This is a genomic window from Mesorhizobium sp. B2-6-1 (genome assembly GCF_006440475.1).
GTDB lineage: Bacteria > Pseudomonadota > Alphaproteobacteria > Rhizobiales > Rhizobiaceae > Mesorhizobium.
Genome location: NZ_VFUH01000009.1, coordinates 179,428 through 195,301, shown reverse-complemented (window position 1 = coordinate 195,301; position 15,874 = coordinate 179,428). Strand labels below are relative to the sequence as shown.

Below are 15,874 nucleotides of genomic sequence, written 5' to 3'. Positions count from 1 at the left end.
ATATTGCGTTTTGAAGCCGGCAAATTGAGTGAAACGAAATGTAATCAAAAGGATACGGCATGAGCGATACAAGCGTCGAAAACAGCCTGCCGCGGCTGGATCTGGCCTTTCCCTATCGCTTCTTCGGATCCGGCGGGGCCAGCGACGAATGCCTGTTCCTGCTGCATGGATCAGGTGTCGACGAGACGACCCTGGTGCCGCTGGCGAGGCAGATCGCACCGCATGCCTGCCTGGTCGCCGTGCGTGGCCGCATCGTTCAGGACGACGGCTTCCGCTGGTTCGAGCGGATCACGCCGACCAGCTTCGAGCAGGCCAGCATCCGCCGCGAGACGGCCGCTTTCGCACGCTTCATGGCCGAGGCCATGAAGCGGCACCGGATCGATCCGAAGCGCGCGGCTTTCCTCGGCTATTCCAACGGCGCCAATCTGGTTTCCAGCCTGATGCTGCTCCATCCCGGCCTTGTCGGACGGGCGGCACTGCTGCGGCCGATGCCGGTGCTGGACGAGACGCCGGCAACCGATCTGACCGGCATCAAGGCGCTGATTGTCGCCGGCGCCGCCGACCTGACCTACGGACCCTTCGCGCCGGCCCTGGTAACGCTGCTCAGCCAGCGCGGCGCCGAGGTCGACGCGCGTATCGTCGCTTCGGGCCATGAAATCGGCGACCCCGATGCCGCGATCGTGCGGCAATGGCTTGCCCCGCCCGCTCCTGCCGCCTGACGGGCAAGACGCGGATCGCCGCGCTCAGCCTCCTTCAGCGATGCCGGCCTGCGCCCCGGCAATCAGCAAGTCGAGGCCGCTTTCGAACAGCGCCTCGTGACCGCCCGCACGATAATCGGCCAGGGCCTGGCTGAGCAGCGGGTAACCGCTTGCCTTGGCATCGAGCGCTGCACCTCGACCCGGGCCGGCCGGATATTCTGCCTGTTCCTCGAGGACGCAGCCCACCGTGTAGCGCCCGACGATCATCAGCAACCGCATGGCCATGACGGAAGGCATGCCGGCCTCGCGCAGAAAAGTGAGCAACCGTTCGACATGTTCGAGATCGCCCGGATCGGCCTCGGTACCGGCATGGACGCGCGCACCGTCGCGATAGGCCATCAAGGCGCCGCGGAAGCTGCGGGCGTTGTTGCGTACGAATTCCTGCCAGCTCTCGCCCGGCAGCGGTACCTGATGTCCATGGCCGCGCCGCAGGATCTCCTCGTTCATTGCGTCGAGCAGGGCGCGCTTGTTCCTGAAATGCCAGTAGAGTGCCGGCTGCTGGACCTTGAGCCGCTGCGCCAGCAGCCGGGTCGAGAGCGCATCGATGCCGACGTCGTTCAACAGCTCGAGCGCCTGCGCCACGATCAGCGCCTTGTCCAGCTTCATATGCACCTCGCTTGCCCAGCCAATTTATCGGTGATAAACGCTACCTTATCACCGATAAACTTTAGGAAAGAAGCATCTCGATGAAAAGGGCCTATCTCGTCGTGCTGACGGCAATGGCGCTGGACGCGGCCGGCATCGGGCTGATCATGCCGGTGCTGCCGGGGCTGTTGCGCGAGGTTGGCCATGTCGAGGACATTGGCTGGATTTTCGGCGCGTTCCTCGCCGCCTATGCCGCAATGCAGGTGCTGTTTTCGCCCCTGCTCGGCGCGTTGTCCGACCGCTACGGCCGCCGGCCGGTGCTGCTTCTGTCGCTTGCCGGGTCGATGCTGGATTATCTGTTCATGACCTTCGCGCCGTCGCTGCCGCTGCTGTTCGTCGGCCGACTGATCGCCGGCCTAACGGGCGCCAGCATGGCGGTGGCCTCCGCCTATATGGTCGACATCAGCAGCGAAGAGCGGCGCGCCCGCGCCTTCGGCCATCTGAGCGCCGCTTTTGGCGTCGGGTTCATCGCCGGTCCGGCGCTCGGCGGCCTGCTCGGCGATGTCTGGCTGCGCGCGCCGTTCCTGGCGGCGACAGGGTTCACCGGCATCAATCTGGTGCTGGCCTTCCTTCTGCTGCCGGAGCCGGAGCGGGTCGGCGGCACAGGCGAGCCGCTGTCGTTCAACCCGCTGGCGCCGCTGCGTTGGGCCCTGACTTTTCCGGCCCTCCTGCCGCTGCTCGGCGCCTTTGCCGTGCTCGGCCTTGTCGGCGAAGTCGGCGGCACCGTCTGGGTTCTCTACGTGCAGGACAAATTCCGCTGGAGCCTTTTCACTGTGGGCATCTCGCTGGCATTGTTCGGCCTCTTCCATGCCGGAGCCCAGTGTTTCGTCGCCGGACCGATCGCCGAGCGCTGGGGCGAAAGGCGAGCGCTCATGGTCGCCATCCTTGCCGACAGCACGGCCTATGTGTCGATCGCGCTGGCCTGGCAAGGCTGGATGGCGTTCGCGCTGTTGCCGCTTTTCTGTCTCGGCGGCATCGGAGCCCCGGCGCTGCAATCGTTGCTGACGTCACGTGTCGCGGCAGATCACCAGGGGCGATTGCAAGGTGTGCTCACCAGCATGACGAGCCTGGTCTCGGTGCTCGGACCACTCGTCATCGCCATGCTCTATTTTCGCACTCGAATGGTCTTCCCAGGCATGGTGTGGGTCGCGGGCGCGACGCTCTATGTCCTCTGCCTGCCCCTGCTGCTCGCAACCGGATCGCCCACGGCCAAACGGGAGGCGGCGGAGTGAGGATAATAGTGGCCGGCGACAGGGTTATCCCTGCCCCATCCTGTTCCAGGCGTCCAGCCCGGCGATCTTATAGGCCTCGGCCAGCGTGGGATAGTTGAATGTATTGTTGACAAAGAAGTCGACCGTGCCACCCAGATTGATCACCGCCTGGCCGATGTGAATCAGTTCGGTGGCGCCCTCGCCGACGATATGCGCGCCGAGCAAGCGGCGTGTCTCGATCGAGAACAGAAGCTTCAGGAAGCCGGTGTTGACGCCCATGATGTGGCCCCGCGAGGTCTCGCGGAAACGGGCCACGCCAACCTCGTAGGCGGCGCCGCTCTCGCGCACCTGTTCCTCGGATTGGCCGACGGTGGAGATCTCGGGCACCGCGTAAATGCCATAAGGAAAGGTTTCCGGCGGCGGCGGCAATGTCACGCCGAAAGCATGGCACGCGGCTACCCGGCCCTGCTCCATCGAGGTGGAGGCCAGGCTCGGAAAGCCGATCACGTCGCCGGCGGCGTAAATGTTGGGCACGCTGGTCTGGAAGGTGTGCGGATCGACCTTGATGCGTCCCCTGGAGTCAGCCTCGATGCCGACCGCATCGAGGCCGAGGCTACCGACATTGCCGGTGCGGCCCGCGGCGTAGAGCACGATCTCGGAACGTATGGTGCGCCCGTCGGCCAGCGTGACCTCTGCATGGTCGGGCCTGGAGGCAATCTCCTTCACGGCGCTTCCCAGCCGGATGGTCATGCCGCGGTCGCGCATCTGGTGGATGAAGTCGTCGACGATCTCGCGGTCGACGAAATCGAGGATCGTGTTGCGCGGCTCGACCAGCGTCACCGGCACGTCGAGTGCCGAAAAGATCGTCGCGTATTCGACGCCGATGACCCCGGCGCCGATGACCGTCAGCGTGCGCGGCAAGCGGTCGAGCTCGAGCATTTCGTCACTGTCGAACACGCGGCTCTTGTCGAACGGCACGTCGCCCGGCCGGTGCGGCCTGGTGCCGACGGCGATCAGCGCATTGGCGAAGCCGACCTCGCTGTAGTCGCCATTGTCCGATGTCAGGCTGACCCTGTTGGGCCCGAGAAATTTCACCGCGGCGCGGGAGCTCTTGACCGTGTTGCGCATGAACTGGTGCTGCAGCACCTCGACCTCGTGGTCGAGCGTCTTGTGCAGGCGCTCGACCAAGTCTCCGACCGAGATGTCCTGCTTAACCCGATAGCCGCGCCCATAGAAGCCGCGCTCACGCCAGCCCGAGAGATTGAGCACGGTTTCGCGCAGCGTCTTCGACGGAATGGTGCCCGTGTGCACGGAAACGCCGCCCAGGCGCCGCCCCCTGTCGACGACCAGTACCGATTTGCCGAGTTTGGCCGATTGTACAGCGGCACGACGGCCGGAAGGGCCGCTGCCAATGACCAGCATGTCGTAATCCATCCTGCCCGTCCCTGCCCCTTGGCGCTTTTGGTGCGCCGCAACAAGCTAACGCCATGTCAGGCGCGAATTCAACCGGCCCGCCGGCCGCTTCCCCCGCCTTGCGCACCGGGAAAGGCTCAATCTTGATTCCGCCATCAGCCTTTACCATTTTCCCAGCAGGTGGGGCGCAGGCTAAGCAGGCCCCTGTTACGAGGAAATTACATGAACGCTCGCGTTCTCGACGGTGAAATCATCAATACCAGGCTCGACGACGTGAGGGCCTATGAAGGCGTACGCACGCGGCGTGTCCTGGCGGTCATGATCGACTATGTCATTGTCGCGCTGCTCATCATCCCTGTCGCCATATTAGTGTTCTTCCTCGGGCTTTTGACCCTCGGCCTTGGCTGGATGCTGTTCGGCGTCCTGGTCCCGGCCGTCGCGATTCTCTACATCTGGAACACGCTTGGCAGCGCCAACCAGGCGACCACGGGCATGAAGATGATGGGCATCCGGCTCGATCGGCTCGACGGCAGGCCGATCGACGGGCTCACGGCAGTGGTCCATTCGGTGCTGTTCTGGGCCGGCAACGTCATCCTGTCGCCGCTGGTGCTGCTGGTGACGCTGTTTTCCGATCGCAAGCGCACGCTGCACGACCTGCTGCTCGGCACGGTGGTCAGCCGCACCGGCCGCTGAGGCGCATTTTCGCAAGCATCGCCGCGGCGTCGGCACAAATGTGAAGGCGTCCGCATGGCCACGCCTTCACAATCCTGTTGAATTTTTCGCTTTCCGCGCCAAAGGTAGAGCGATTCGAAGGAGTGTTTCCGAGACTCGATGACGCAGCACCCGACCCAGTCGCCGCAGTTCTTCCTGACCGCGCCGTCGCCGTGCCCCTATCTCGACGGCCAGTTCGAGCGCAAGGTGTTCACGCATCTGGTCGGCGACAAGGCGTCAGAGATGAATGATCTCCTGACCCAAGGCGGGTTCCGCCGCTCCCAGAACATCGCCTACAGGCCGGCCTGCGAAACCTGCCGCGCCTGCGTCTCCGTGCGCATCCTGGCGCAGGAATTCGTCGCCAGCCGCAACATGAAGCGCGTGCTGCAGCACAATTCCGATCTCGTCGGCGCCATGCACAATGCCGAGCCCTCGACCGAACAATATTCGCTGTTCCGCAGCTATCTCGATGCCCGCCACCGCCGCGGCGGCATGTCGGACATGACGGTTCTGGACTACGCCATGATGGTCGAGGACACCCATGTCGACACCAAGGTCATCGAATATCGCCGGCGCGGGCCCGATACTTTCATCACCGGCAAGGGACAGGGCGAGCTGATCGCGGTGGCGCTCACCGACAAGATGGCCGACGGCCTGTCGATGGTGTATTCCTACTTCAATCCCGACTTCGAGGAGCGGTCTCTCGGCACGTTCATGATCCTCGATCACATCGCTCGCGCCAGGGCGATGGGGCTGCCCCATGTCTACCTGGGATACTGGGTCAACGGCTCGCGCAAGATGAATTATAAGATGCGCTTCATGCCGCAGGAGCATCTCGGCCCGAAGGGCTGGGAGCGCTACACCAACGAAGCGGTCTCACGCTGAGTTTTTCCAAGATCCACGTTTAACTGTTTCAACGCAGGGGATGCTGGTCTTTCAGCCGCTTGGCGGGAGAGTGCGTCATTGCGCCGATCGGCTGTCCCATCTGTATTTCATTACGAAAGTTTGCAAATGACGTCCCACAGCGACCACCAGAAGGGCCTTCTGATAACCGCCATTGGCGGCCTGACGCTGACCCTCGACATTCCGCTGATCCGCCTCGCCGATGGCGGCGCATGGACGATCCTGCTCTTGCGCGGGGCCGCCACCTTCATCGCCGCAATGATCATCTGGGCTGTCTGGCGGGCGCTCAGCCGAAACGCGCCTCAGCTCATTCCAGGCTGGTCGGGACTGGCGGCCGCGATATGCTACGGGCTGACCTCGATCACCTTCGTCACCGCCGTCTTCTACACCTCGACCGCCGACCTGGTGTTCATCCTGGCCTTCAACACAGTGTTCGCCGCGCTCTTGTCCTGGTTGTTTCTCCAGGAAAAGCCGCGGGCGGTGACGCTCGCGGCGATGCTGGTCATGATCCTCGGCGTGCTGGTAATCGTCGGCGGATCTGTCGGCACCGGACACCTGTTCGGCAATTTCATGGCGCTGTGTTCGGCCTTCTTCATTTCCGTGGCCATCACCATTTCGCGGGCCAGCGGCAAGGACATGGGCTTCACGGCGCTCGTCGGGGTGGTTCCGTCGCTCGTGCTGGCGGCCTTCATGGTGTCAGGTGAAGACATCCATGTGAGCGCGCCCTGGTGGATCATCTTTAATGGCGCCGTGATCATGCCGATTTCGTTCTTCTGCCTGGCGGCCGGCCCCAAATACATCTCCGGACCGGAAGTGGCGATGTTCTACCTTCTGGAGACCGTGCTGGCACCGGTGTGGGTATGGCTGATCTTTTCCGAAACGCCGTCACGCAACAGCCTGATCGGCGGCGCGATCCTGATCGTCACATTGGTGGTCCATTCGGTGTGGCAGTTGCATGACGGACGCAGGCGCCGCGCCGCCCTTGCGGTGCGTCATCCGGCCTGAATCTTCTTCGCCTCGCCGTCGATCTCGATCAGCGACGGCGAGCCTTCCTGTTCAGGGGAAGCAGGCATCTCGTCCATCATTTCCACCTCGCGCAGCCATTCGCGCCAGATCGCCACCAGCAGTGCCATCAGCACCGGGCCGATGAACAGGCCGAGAAAGCCCATCGTCTTGACGCCGCCGATCAGGCCGAAAAAGGTCGGCAGGAAGGGCAGTTTTATCGGCCCGCCGACGAGCTTCGGTCGCAAGGTCTTGTCGACGATGAACAGTTCGACCGTCCCCCAGATGAACAAAGCCAGGCCGGCCACCGGTGAGCCGCTGGCAGCGAGATAGATCGAAACCAGCGTGAAGGACAGCGGTGCCCCGCCGGGAATCAGCGCCATGACCCCGGTGAGCGCGCCAAGCGTCACGGGCGACGGCACGCCGGCCAGCCAGTAGGCGATGCCGAGCACCAATCCCTCGCCGATGGCGATGACGGTCATGCCGGTCACGGTCGAGGAAATGGTCGCCGGCACGACCCGCGAGATGCGCTCCCACCTCGTCGGCAGGATGCGCTCGCCCAGGCGATCGACCTGGCCCGCGAAATGCTCGCCGTCGCGATAGGCGAAGAACAGCGCGATCATCATGAACAAAAGCGTCAAAAGCAGGCCGAAGGCGCTGCCGCCAGCGGCAAGGACGCCGCGATAGATGCTGCCGATATTGGCGCCGCTGACCAGTTGGATCAGTTCGCCGATGCCGCCGGGATGGCCGAGATTGGTCGTCCATTGCTGGTTCAGCCATTCTCCTACGATAGGCAGCGTGGCGATCCAGTGCGGTGTCGGGGCGCCGTGCCGGTTGGTCTCGATCGCCCAGCCGACCCATTCGCGCACCTCGTTGATGGCGTAGGTGCCCGCGAGCGCGATCGGTATGACCAGGAAGGCAAGGATGAACAATATGGCGAAGGTGGCGGCGATGGTGCGGTTGCCGCCGACACCGGCCAAAAGCCGCCGGTAAAGCGGCCAGCTTGCGAAGGCGATGACCAGCGCGGCCAGCACCGGGAACAAGAAGCCGTGGAAGAAATAGACGCCGGCGGCAACGATCAGCACCAGCAGCCAGCGCGCCGCCGAGAGCGGTGGGATGACGGCGGCTCTGAGCGGCGTCGACAGACCGAACAGGCGCTGCCCCGGTTTCTGGATTTTCGCTTCCTTCAAACGCTCGTCTCTCCCCGGCCATCCCGCGGCTTATGCTCTGATATAGTGCAGCAATCGTGACGATAGTTCAAAAGGTGATGGTGAAGCTGCGGATCTCCCCCCTCGAGGGGGAGATGGCCGGCAGGCCAGAGGGGGTAGCCGCGCGTAAGGCGCTAGCATTCTTTGTTCAAAGCAATGAGGTTGCGTCCAGTCGAACCGACCCCCTCTGTCGCCTTCGGCGGCATCTCCCCCTCGAGGGGGGAGATTACCCAAATTTCCCGGTCCTCGGGAAACCCTTCGGCACCATGCGGCCAGCCGACGCGCGGGCGCCGATCCATTCGGCCAATTCCTCGCGCGACCTTGTAAAGGTGCGGTCGGCCGAATCCTGCCAGGAAAGACCGGTCTCCAGCGTAAATGGCTTGAGATCAAGAAGCCCGCCATCCTTGTATTTCTGCAGCCGCACCCCCTTGCCGCGGCTCATTTCCGGAATGTCGGACAGCGGAAACACCAGCATCTTTCGGTTCTCGCCGACGATAGCCAGATGATCGCCGCCGACCGGCACGCAGCGCTTGGCTTCGTCGGGCGCCTTGACGTTCATCACCTGCTTGCCCTTGCGGGTGTTGGCGACGACCTCTTCCTCCGGCACGATGAAACCGTTGGCGTCATGCGAGACCAGCAGCAGCTTGCGCTTCGGATCGTGGACGAAGGCGGTGACGATGTCCTGGTCATTGTCCATGTCGACGATGATGCGGATCGGCTCGCCATGGCCGCGCCCGCCCGGCAGCCGATCGGCGCCGATGGTGTAAAATTTGCCGCCGGTGGTGAACACCAGGATCTTGTCGGTCGTCTGCGCATGGAAGGCGAGTTTCAGGCTGTCGCCTTCCTTGAACGCAAGCTGCGAATGATCGGTCAGATGACCCTTCATCGCCCGCAGCCAGCCCTTTTCCGAAACCACCACGGTGACCGGCTCGCGCTCGATCATGGCATGTGCGATGTCGGTCAGGTCATGCTCGGGCGCGTCGGCGAACTGGGTGCGGCGCTTACCGAGCTCGGTCTCGGGGCCGAATTTGTCCCGCAGGCTCGCAACCTCCCACTTGATCGTCCCCCATTGCTTGGCTTCGGACGCAAGCAGCGCCTCGATCTGCTTCTTTTCGGCAGTGAGGCCGTCGAATTCCTTGCGGATCTCGAATTCTTCCAGCTTGCGCAGGGCGCGCAGGCGCATGTTGAGAATGGCTTCGGCCTGGGTGTCGGTGAGCGACCAGCGGGCCATCATGACCTGCTTGGGCTCATCCTCCTCGCGGATGATCTTGATCACCTCGTCGATATTGAGATAGGCGATCAGGTAGCCGGCAAGGATCTCCAGCCGTCTTTCGATCTCGCCGAGGCGATGTTTCGAGCGGCGGATCAGCACGTCGCGGCGATGCTCGAGCCATTCCTGCAGCACGCCCTTCAGCGACAGGACATTGGGCACCTTGCCGCGCGACAGCACGTTCATGTTGAGCGGGAAACGGCTTTCAAGCTCGGTGAGCTTGAACAGCGATTCCATCAGGATGCCGGGATCGACGGAACGGCTCTTGGGCACCAGCACGACGCGGATGTCCTCGGCGCTCTCGTCCCTGATGTCCTCGAGCAGCGGCAATTTGCGCGCCATCAGGAGCTCGGCGATCTTTTCGATCAGGCGCGCCTTCTGCACGCCATAGGGGATTTCGGTGACGACGATGCTCCAGGTGCCCCTGCCCTGGTCTTCCTGGCTCCATTTTGCCCGCACGCGAAAGCCGCCACGGCCGGTTTCATAGGATTCGAGGATGGAGGCTCGGCTATCGACGATGATGCCGCCGGTCGGGAAATCCGGGCCCTGGACGAAATCCATCAGCTTGGCCACCGGCGCGTCCCGATGCTCGATCAGGTGAAGGGCGGCGTCGCAAAGTTCGGCCGCGTTGTGCGGCGGGATCGATGTCGCCATGCCGACAGCGATGCCGGACGAGCCATTGGCCAGCAGATTGGGGAAGGCGCCCGGGAGCACCACCGGCTCCTCGTCCTCCTCATTGTAGGTCGGCCGGTAGTCGACGGCATCCTCGGTGATGCCCGCGAGCAGCTCGGTCGCCACATCGGTCATGCGCGCTTCGGTGTAGCGCATGGCGGCGGCGTTATCGCCGTCAATGTTGCCGAAATTGCCCTGGCCGTCGACCAAGGGGTAGCGCATCGAGAAATCCTGCGCCAGCCGCACCAGCGCATCGTAGATCGACTGGTCGCCATGCGGGTGGAACTTGCCCATCACCTCGCCGACGATACGAGCGCATTTGGCGAAGCCCTGGTCGGGGTTCAGGCGCAGCAGGCGCATGGCGTGCATGATGCGGCGATGGACCGGCTTCAGCCCGTCGCGGACATCGGGCAGCGCCCGGTGCATGATGGTCGACAGCGCATAGGCAAGATAGCGCTCTTCGAGCGCCTTCTTCAGATCGACCGGTTCGATGTGATCGCCGCCACCATTGTCAGGCGGCAAAAGCCTTTTTCCCATGGGCTGGAACTAGCCGAGCGGGTGATTCGCGGCAAGAGGGCAAGCCTTGAAGTGGGTGCATGCCCTGCCCTGCAACACGAAGTCGCAGGCAAGCCCGCCAGCCAACATCAATCCGTTACATGCCGTCTCTATTGCGAAGCGCGACGACGCTCGGCGGCCCGGTCTCCAGCATGTTCGGATCGAGTTTGCCTTTCGTCGCGATTTTTGACCATTGTGGCGGGATGCGCCTTTTTCCCGTCCAGTTCGTCACTGAAGGGTGATGGCGCCAAAAATTGAAAAATAATTTTCAGGACACTCGCAGGGGCATTCGCGATGACAATCAAACGCTCGACTCTCAGGAAATTCGCCTTTTCGACCTTCTTGCTCACATTGCCGCTGAACGCGGCGCTCGCCCAGGACACCGCGGTCGCCGACCGGCTGAAGGCGGCACTTGCCGCGCAGGGCGTCAACATCTCCTGGACCGGCGTGACCGGCGACAACGCCAGCATGGTGTTGCAGGGCGTATCCATCAAACCGGGCGCGGAAAAAGAAGCCCTTGCGATCGGCGACGTCAAACTCGAAGGCGTGACCGAAGCCAATGGCGGCTATGATATCGCAACCGTGTCGACCTCGGCATTCGAACATAGCAAGGACGGCGTCACCCTCAATTTAAGCCCCCTCGTCATCCACGACATGATGGTTCCGGCCAGCGGCGCCAGCGGCCCGCTGGGCTCGCTGATGATGTACAAGTCCGCCGAACTCTCGAACATGAGGGTCAAGATCGCCGACAAGACCGCTTTCTCGATGGACGGGCTTGCCATCGAAATCACGCCGCCGGCCGACGGCCAAGCGATGAAATTCACCGGCACCACCGAGAAGTTCAATGCCGACCTGACGCTGGTCGAGGATCCCAAGTCGAAGGAAGTCATCAACGCACTCGGCTACCAGAACATTGCGGGCAATTTCGAGATGGCCGGCACCTGGCAGCCCACTGACGGCAAGATGGAGCTGTCGAAATACAACATTTCGGTCGAGAATGCCGGCACGCTCGGCATGACCTTCGATCTCGGCGGCTACACGCTCGACTTCATCAAGTCGCTGCAGGAAATGCAGAAGAAGATGGCCGCGCAGCCCGAAGGGGCCGACAACTCGGCGCAAGGCATGGCCATGCTCGGCCTGTTGCAGCAGCTTTCCTTCAACAGCGCCTCGATCCGTTTCGACGACGATTCGCTGACGGGCAAGGTGCTGGACTATGTCGGCAAGCAGCAAGGCATGTCGGGCAAGGATATCGCCAACCAGGCCAAGGCGATCGTGCCGTTCGGCATGGCGCAGCTCAACAATCCCGAGCTGACGGCGCAGGTAACGGCGGCGGTCGGCAAATATCTCGACGATCCGAAGAGCCTCGAAATCTCGGCTAAGCCGCCGGCGTCGGTGCCGTTCGCACTGATCATGGCGGGCGCCATGTCCAATCCGACCGACCTGCCGAAGACGCTCGGCGTCACCGTCAAGGCCAACGAAGACTGATCGAAGCGACCTCGACTTGCTTCAAGATACGAAAAGCCCGGCAGCGATGCCGGGCTTTTGCCTGCGATTCTCAATCGAACGAGTCACTTCGGAGGCTTCTTTAAAGCGCCGTCCGGAGCGCCATCATGCCTCTTTCTTGATCGGTGCGACACGCAGCGACAAGTCGCGAAGCTGCTGCGGCGTGGCTTCCGACGGCGCATTCATCAACAGGTCGTAAGCCTGCTGGTTCATCGGGAACATGGTGATCTCGCGCAGGTTCTTGGCGCCCACCAGCAACATCACGACGCGGTCGATGCCGAATGCCGCTCCGCCGTGCGGCGGGGCGCCGTACTGAAACGCACGGTAAAGGCCGCCAAAGCGCTCCTCGACGGTCTGGCGATCCAGTCCGACCATCTCGAAGGCCCTGACCATGGTTTCGGGCAAATGGTTGCGGATGCCGCCCGAGGCAATCTCGAAGCCGTTGCACACGGCGTCGTACTGGAATGCCTTGATGCCGAGCGGCTCCTGGTTGTTGAGGGCGTCGATGCCGCCCTGCGGCATCGAAAACGGATTGTGGGCGAAATCGATCTTCTTCTCGTCCTCGTTCCACTCGAAGAACGGAAAGTCGACGATCCAGCACAGCTCGAAACGGTCGCGGTCGACCAGGTTCAGTTCCTCGCCGGCGCGGGTGCGCGCAGCACCCGCGAAGGAGACGAATTTCTTGGGATCGCCGGCGACGAAGAAGGCGGCATCGCCATCGGCAAGGCCCAGCTGAAGGCGGATCGCCTCGGTGCGCTCCTCGCCGATGTTCTTGGCAAGCGGACCCGCGCCTTCGAGTTTCTCGCCTTCCTTGCGCCAGAAGATGTAGCCCAATCCGGGCTGCCCCTCGCCTTGCGCCCAGCTGTTCATGCGGTCGCAGAAGGCACGGCTGCCCCCGGTCTTGGCCGGAATGGCCCAGACCTCGGCCTTGGGATCGTTGGCCAGGATGTTGGCGAAGACCTTGAAGCCGGAATCACGAAAATGGTCAGAGACCGCCTGCATCTCGATCGGGTTGCGCAGATCCGGCTTGTCGGTACCGTATTTGCGCATCGCAACATCATAGGGAATGCGCGGCCAGTCCTTCGTGACGGGCTTGCCGTTGGCAAAGGCCTCGAAGACCGATGTCATCACCGGCGCCATGGTGGAAAGCACGTCATCCTGCTCGACAAAGCTCATTTCGAGGTCGAGCTGGTAGAATTCGCCGGGCAGGCGGTCGGCGCGCGGATCCTCGTCGCGGAAGCAGGGCGCGATCTGGAAATAACGATCGAAACCCGAGACCATGATCAGCTGCTTGTATTGCTGCGGCGCCTGCGGCAGCGCATAGAAAGTGCCGGGGTGAATGCGCGACGGCACCAGGAAGTCGCGCGCGCCTTCGGGCGACGATGCGGTGAGGATCGGCGTCGAGAATTCGGTGAAGCCGACCTCGCCCATGCGCTTGCGCATCTCGGCGATGATCTTCGTGCGCGCCACGATGTTCCTGTGCAGCGTCTCGCGGCGCAGGTCGAGGAAGCGGTATTTCAGCCTGATGTCCTCGGGATAGTCCGGCTCGCCGAAGACCGGCAGCGGCAATTCCTTGGCCGCCGAAAGCACTTCGATCTCGCGCGCGAAAATCTCGATCTCGCCGGTCGGCAGGTTGGCATTGGTGGTTTCAGGCAGGCGCACCTTGACCTCGCCGTCGACGCGGATCACCCATTCGCCGCGCACTGTTTCGGCGATCTTGAAGGCCGGCGAATCGGGATCGGCGACGATTTGGGTCAGGCCATAGTGGTCGCGCAGGTCGATGAACAGCAGGCCGCCATGGTCGCGCACGCGATGCACCCAGCCCGACAGGCGAACGGAAGCGCCGACGTCGCTCTTTCTCAACTGGGCACAGGTATGGCTGCGGTAACGGTGCATTGTCATGGGCAAAAGTCCGGGATGTTGGGTTGCCGGCCGAAGCATCGCGGCCCGGCCTGAAAAATTTGCGCGAAAAGCGCATGGGAGGCCCGGTTTGTCAAGGCGAGTGGGCGGAGGGCCAGGGCAACGAACCCGGGTTGACGGGTTCTTTCGGAGCATTCGCCGGCGCGCAGGTCGCCCTATGAACCAAGGCTTGACAACCGCAGGCGATGCGCGAGGTGATCGACGACCAATGCGGCGCTTGCGGAAGACGTTGTGGCCCGATGAAGGCGGATCTCCGCCCCGGGCAGCGGCGGCACATAAGGGCCAGGATGGACATCGCGCAGGCCGGGCGCGAGCATGCTGCCCTTGACCACGGTAACCGCAAGGCCCTGCTCGACGATCGCCTCCGTCGCGGCAAGGCTCGGGCTGACATAGGCCAGTCGCCACGGCCGGCCCGCTCTGTCGAGCGCGTCAGTCGCCCATGCGCGAAACAAGCAATCAGGGTCCGACAACGCGACGGGCAGCGGATCGAGTTCTTCGACAGAGTGGGTCCTCGCCGCCGCCCATATCGCTCTTTCGCGGCATATCAGATCGCCCTCGGCCACACCTTCCGGATGCATGGCGATGACCGCGTCAAATGATGAGCCGAGCCGTTTCAGCAGCCGCGCCGTGAGGCCGATCTCCATTTCGACCTGCATGAGCGGAAATCGCACGGCGATATCGGCGAGGAGGCGTGGCAGGATCTTGGTGCCGTAGTCCTCCATGACGCCTATCCGGATGCGTCCCGCTACCCGTTGGTTGGAGACACGGGCAATCGCCTGCTCGTTAAGTGCAAGAATGCGGCGTGCGTCGATCAGAAACCCCTCGCCGGCGGCCGTAAGCTCGACATGGGCCGTCGATCGACGGAACAGCGAAATGTCGAGGCGCTCTTCAAGGCGCTTCACCTGCAAGCTGACGGTGGCTTGCGTTCGATTGAGCTGCTCGGCGGCTCGCGTGAAAGAGAGCCGCTCGGCAACGACGACGAAAGTCCGCAACAATTCCGGATCGAGACTCCGACTGCTCATTGCGCAAGCTTATCAAGCTCATTGCATTTATTCGATTCCTTTTACCCGGTTTGCCCGATACCGCTGGACTCCGAACTGGCAGAGGGGAAGCGATGGAAACTGGAGGCGTGCTCGCGGCGATTCTCTCCAGCGCCTTTGGCGGCACCGCTGTCGGTGCAACGCGCTATCTCGCGCGTTCGCTGGATCCGCTCACCATCGGCGCGATCCGGTTCGGGGGTGGTTTTCTAGTGCTCGCCGCCGTAGCGCTTCTGCGGCGGGACAAGTGGCCTGCGAAAAGCGATTGGCCGGGCGCCGCCGCATTGGGCCTGCTGTTCTTCGGCCTATTCCCGGTGCTCTTCAACGGAGCCCTTGTCTACACGACGGCGGCGCGAGGAGCTCTGGCGCTTTCGACGCTGCCTGTGCTCACAATGCTCGCAGGCGCGGTTCTAGGGATCGAACCGCCGACGACGCGCAAGATCGTCGGCGTCCTGGTCGCGATGGCCGGAGTGGCTGTCGCGCTTGGCAGCAGCCTGACGACAGCTCCCCAGGGCGCCTGGCGCGGAGACCTCCTGATGATCGCGGCGGCATTCTGCATGGCGCTCTACAATGTCTGGTCGCGACCTTTTCTCACCCGCTGCGCGCCGACATCATTCGCCGCGTTTGGCATGGCCGTCGGCACGGCCTGCCTGTTGGCGCTGTCGACTTTGACTGGAGGCCTGACGCGACTTGCCGCGCTTGAGGCGTCGCAATGGGTTGCCAGCGGATACCTGGCCGTAATTTGCGGCGCCCTGATCTTCTTCCTCTGGGCGTTCGCGCTTGAACGTGCGCCGCCAACGCTGGTTGCCGTTTCAGTTGCCGTGAACCCCGTGACGGCATCGATCTTCGGCGCCGTCTTTCTCGGTGAGCAAATCAATGCAAACCTAATTGTCGGGCTCATCGCTGTCCTCGCGGGAATAGCCATCGCGTCGGGAGCAGCCGGGCGGTTCGCCGTGGGACGTCGAGGAGGCAGGCGCCGACTTCCTTGAACAGAAAGGCGGACACATCCTGTTGGCGCGGGGAATTGCCGCTGGTATTGACGGAAGCGATGGTTCAAGAAGGGATC

At 63.1% G+C, this 15,874-nt stretch carries 13 protein-coding genes; 7 read left to right on the top strand and 6 right to left on the bottom strand.

Translation table 11 applies throughout. The annotated features are described in order from the left end of the window. Positions 1–59: 59 nt before the first annotated feature. On the top strand, positions 60–719 hold the full coding sequence (locus FJ443_RS19625; protein ID WP_140515667.1) for an alpha/beta hydrolase: 660 nt from the start codon (positions 60–62) through the stop codon (positions 717–719). Positions 720–743: 24 nt separating this feature from the next. Here the strand turns inward: FJ443_RS19625 and FJ443_RS19620 are convergent, their stop codons facing one another. Beyond that, positions 744–1,364, bottom strand: a complete 621-nt coding sequence (locus FJ443_RS19620; RefSeq protein ID WP_140494084.1) for a TetR/AcrR family transcriptional regulator C-terminal domain-containing protein — start codon at positions 1,362–1,364, stop codon at positions 744–746. 80 nt (positions 1,365–1,444) lie between these two features. Here FJ443_RS19620 and FJ443_RS19615 point away from each other — a divergent pair, with 80 nt between their 5' ends. Beyond that, positions 1,445–2,635 (top strand): TCR/Tet family MFS transporter, encoded by a 1,191-nt coding sequence (locus FJ443_RS19615; protein ID WP_140665423.1) that lies wholly within the window; start codon positions 1,445–1,447, stop codon positions 2,633–2,635. Positions 2,636–2,659: 24 nt separating this feature from the next. On the opposite strand, the gene sthA is transcribed toward FJ443_RS19615, so the two are convergent. After that, positions 2,660–4,048 (bottom strand): Si-specific NAD(P)(+) transhydrogenase, encoded by a 1,389-nt coding sequence (gene sthA / locus FJ443_RS19610; protein WP_140494088.1) that lies wholly within the window; start codon positions 4,046–4,048, stop codon positions 2,660–2,662. Between the two features lie 201 nt (positions 4,049–4,249). Here sthA and FJ443_RS19605 point away from each other — a divergent pair, with 201 nt between their 5' ends. The 3 genes from FJ443_RS19605 to FJ443_RS19595 all read left to right on the top strand — a co-directional run bounded on the left by FJ443_RS19605 (position 4,250) and on the right by FJ443_RS19595 (position 6,646). Continuing rightward, positions 4,250–4,720: an RDD family protein gene (locus FJ443_RS19605; protein ID WP_140521755.1), complete on the top strand. Its 471-nt coding sequence runs from the start codon at positions 4,250–4,252 to the stop codon at positions 4,718–4,720. A 138-nt stretch (positions 4,721–4,858) separates the two neighbouring features. Then, complete coding sequence (locus tag FJ443_RS19600) at positions 4,859–5,623, top strand: arginyltransferase (protein ID WP_140494092.1); 765 nt, start codon at positions 4,859–4,861, stop codon at positions 5,621–5,623. A gap of 126 nt (positions 5,624–5,749) precedes the next feature. Beyond that, a complete protein-coding gene (locus FJ443_RS19595; RefSeq protein WP_140631524.1) occupies positions 5,750–6,646 on the top strand; it encodes a DMT family transporter in 897 nt (298 codons plus the stop codon). Here FJ443_RS19595 and FJ443_RS19590 read toward each other — a convergent pair. Then, a complete protein-coding gene (locus FJ443_RS19590) occupies positions 6,634–7,833 on the bottom strand; it encodes an AI-2E family transporter (protein WP_140515657.1) in 1,200 nt (399 codons plus the stop codon). The two genes, FJ443_RS19595 and FJ443_RS19590, sit on opposite strands and share 13 nt — an antisense overlap. 244 nt (positions 7,834–8,077) lie before the next feature. Further along, complete coding sequence (gene parC / locus FJ443_RS19585; RefSeq protein ID WP_140557024.1) at positions 8,078–10,330, bottom strand: DNA topoisomerase IV subunit A; 2,253 nt, start codon at positions 10,328–10,330, stop codon at positions 8,078–8,080. A gap of 312 nt (positions 10,331–10,642) precedes the next feature. Between parC and FJ443_RS19580 the strand changes: the two genes are divergently transcribed. Beyond that, complete coding sequence (locus FJ443_RS19580) at positions 10,643–11,833, top strand: hypothetical protein (protein WP_140557026.1); 1,191 nt, start codon at positions 10,643–10,645, stop codon at positions 11,831–11,833. Positions 11,834–11,956: 123 nt separating this feature from the next. Here FJ443_RS19580 and aspS read toward each other — a convergent pair whose 3' ends face one another. Beyond that, positions 11,957–13,747 (bottom strand): aspartate--tRNA ligase, encoded by a 1,791-nt coding sequence (gene aspS / locus FJ443_RS19575; RefSeq protein WP_181175033.1) that lies wholly within the window; start codon positions 13,745–13,747, stop codon positions 11,957–11,959. Between the two features lie 179 nt (positions 13,748–13,926). Further along, positions 13,927–14,793, bottom strand: coding sequence for a LysR family transcriptional regulator (locus FJ443_RS19570; protein WP_140624643.1), 867 nt, complete (start codon positions 14,791–14,793; stop codon positions 13,927–13,929). Between FJ443_RS19570 and FJ443_RS19565 the strand changes: the two genes are divergently transcribed. Further along, a complete protein-coding gene (locus FJ443_RS19565; protein ID WP_318012625.1) occupies positions 14,793–15,797 on the top strand; it encodes a DMT family transporter in 1,005 nt (334 codons plus the stop codon). The two genes, FJ443_RS19570 and FJ443_RS19565, sit on opposite strands and share 1 nt — an antisense overlap. The last annotated feature ends 77 nt before the right edge of the window (positions 15,798–15,874 follow it).

What these genes read in the sequence shown, in the direction of transcription:
- FJ443_RS19625 (WP_140515667.1), top strand. Translation starts at nt 60, where the DNA reads ATGAGCGATACAAGCGTCGAAAACAGCCTGCCGCGGCTGGATCTGGCC.
- FJ443_RS19620 (WP_140494084.1), bottom strand. Translation starts at nt 1,364, where the DNA reads ATGAAGCTGGACAAGGCGCTGATCGTGGCGCAGGCGCTCGAGCTGTTG.
- FJ443_RS19615 (WP_140665423.1), top strand. Translation starts at nt 1,445, where the DNA reads ATGAAAAGGGCCTATCTCGTCGTGCTGACGGCAATGGCGCTGGACGCG.
- sthA (WP_140494088.1), bottom strand. Translation starts at nt 4,048, where the DNA reads ATGGATTACGACATGCTGGTCATTGGCAGCGGCCCTTCCGGCCGTCGT.
- FJ443_RS19605 (WP_140521755.1), top strand. Translation starts at nt 4,250, where the DNA reads ATGAACGCTCGCGTTCTCGACGGTGAAATCATCAATACCAGGCTCGAC.
- FJ443_RS19600 (WP_140494092.1), top strand. Translation starts at nt 4,859, where the DNA reads ATGACGCAGCACCCGACCCAGTCGCCGCAGTTCTTCCTGACCGCGCCG.
- FJ443_RS19595 (WP_140631524.1), top strand. Translation starts at nt 5,750, where the DNA reads ATGACGTCCCACAGCGACCACCAGAAGGGCCTTCTGATAACCGCCATT.
- parC (WP_140557024.1), bottom strand. Translation starts at nt 10,330, where the DNA reads ATGGGAAAAAGGCTTTTGCCGCCTGACAATGGTGGCGGCGATCACATC.
- FJ443_RS19580 (WP_140557026.1), top strand. Translation starts at nt 10,643, where the DNA reads ATGACAATCAAACGCTCGACTCTCAGGAAATTCGCCTTTTCGACCTTC.
- aspS (WP_181175033.1), bottom strand. Translation starts at nt 13,747, where the DNA reads ATGCACCGTTACCGCAGCCATACCTGTGCCCAGTTGAGAAAGAGCGAC.
- FJ443_RS19570 (WP_140624643.1), bottom strand. Translation starts at nt 14,793, where the DNA reads ATGAGCAGTCGGAGTCTCGATCCGGAATTGTTGCGGACTTTCGTCGTC.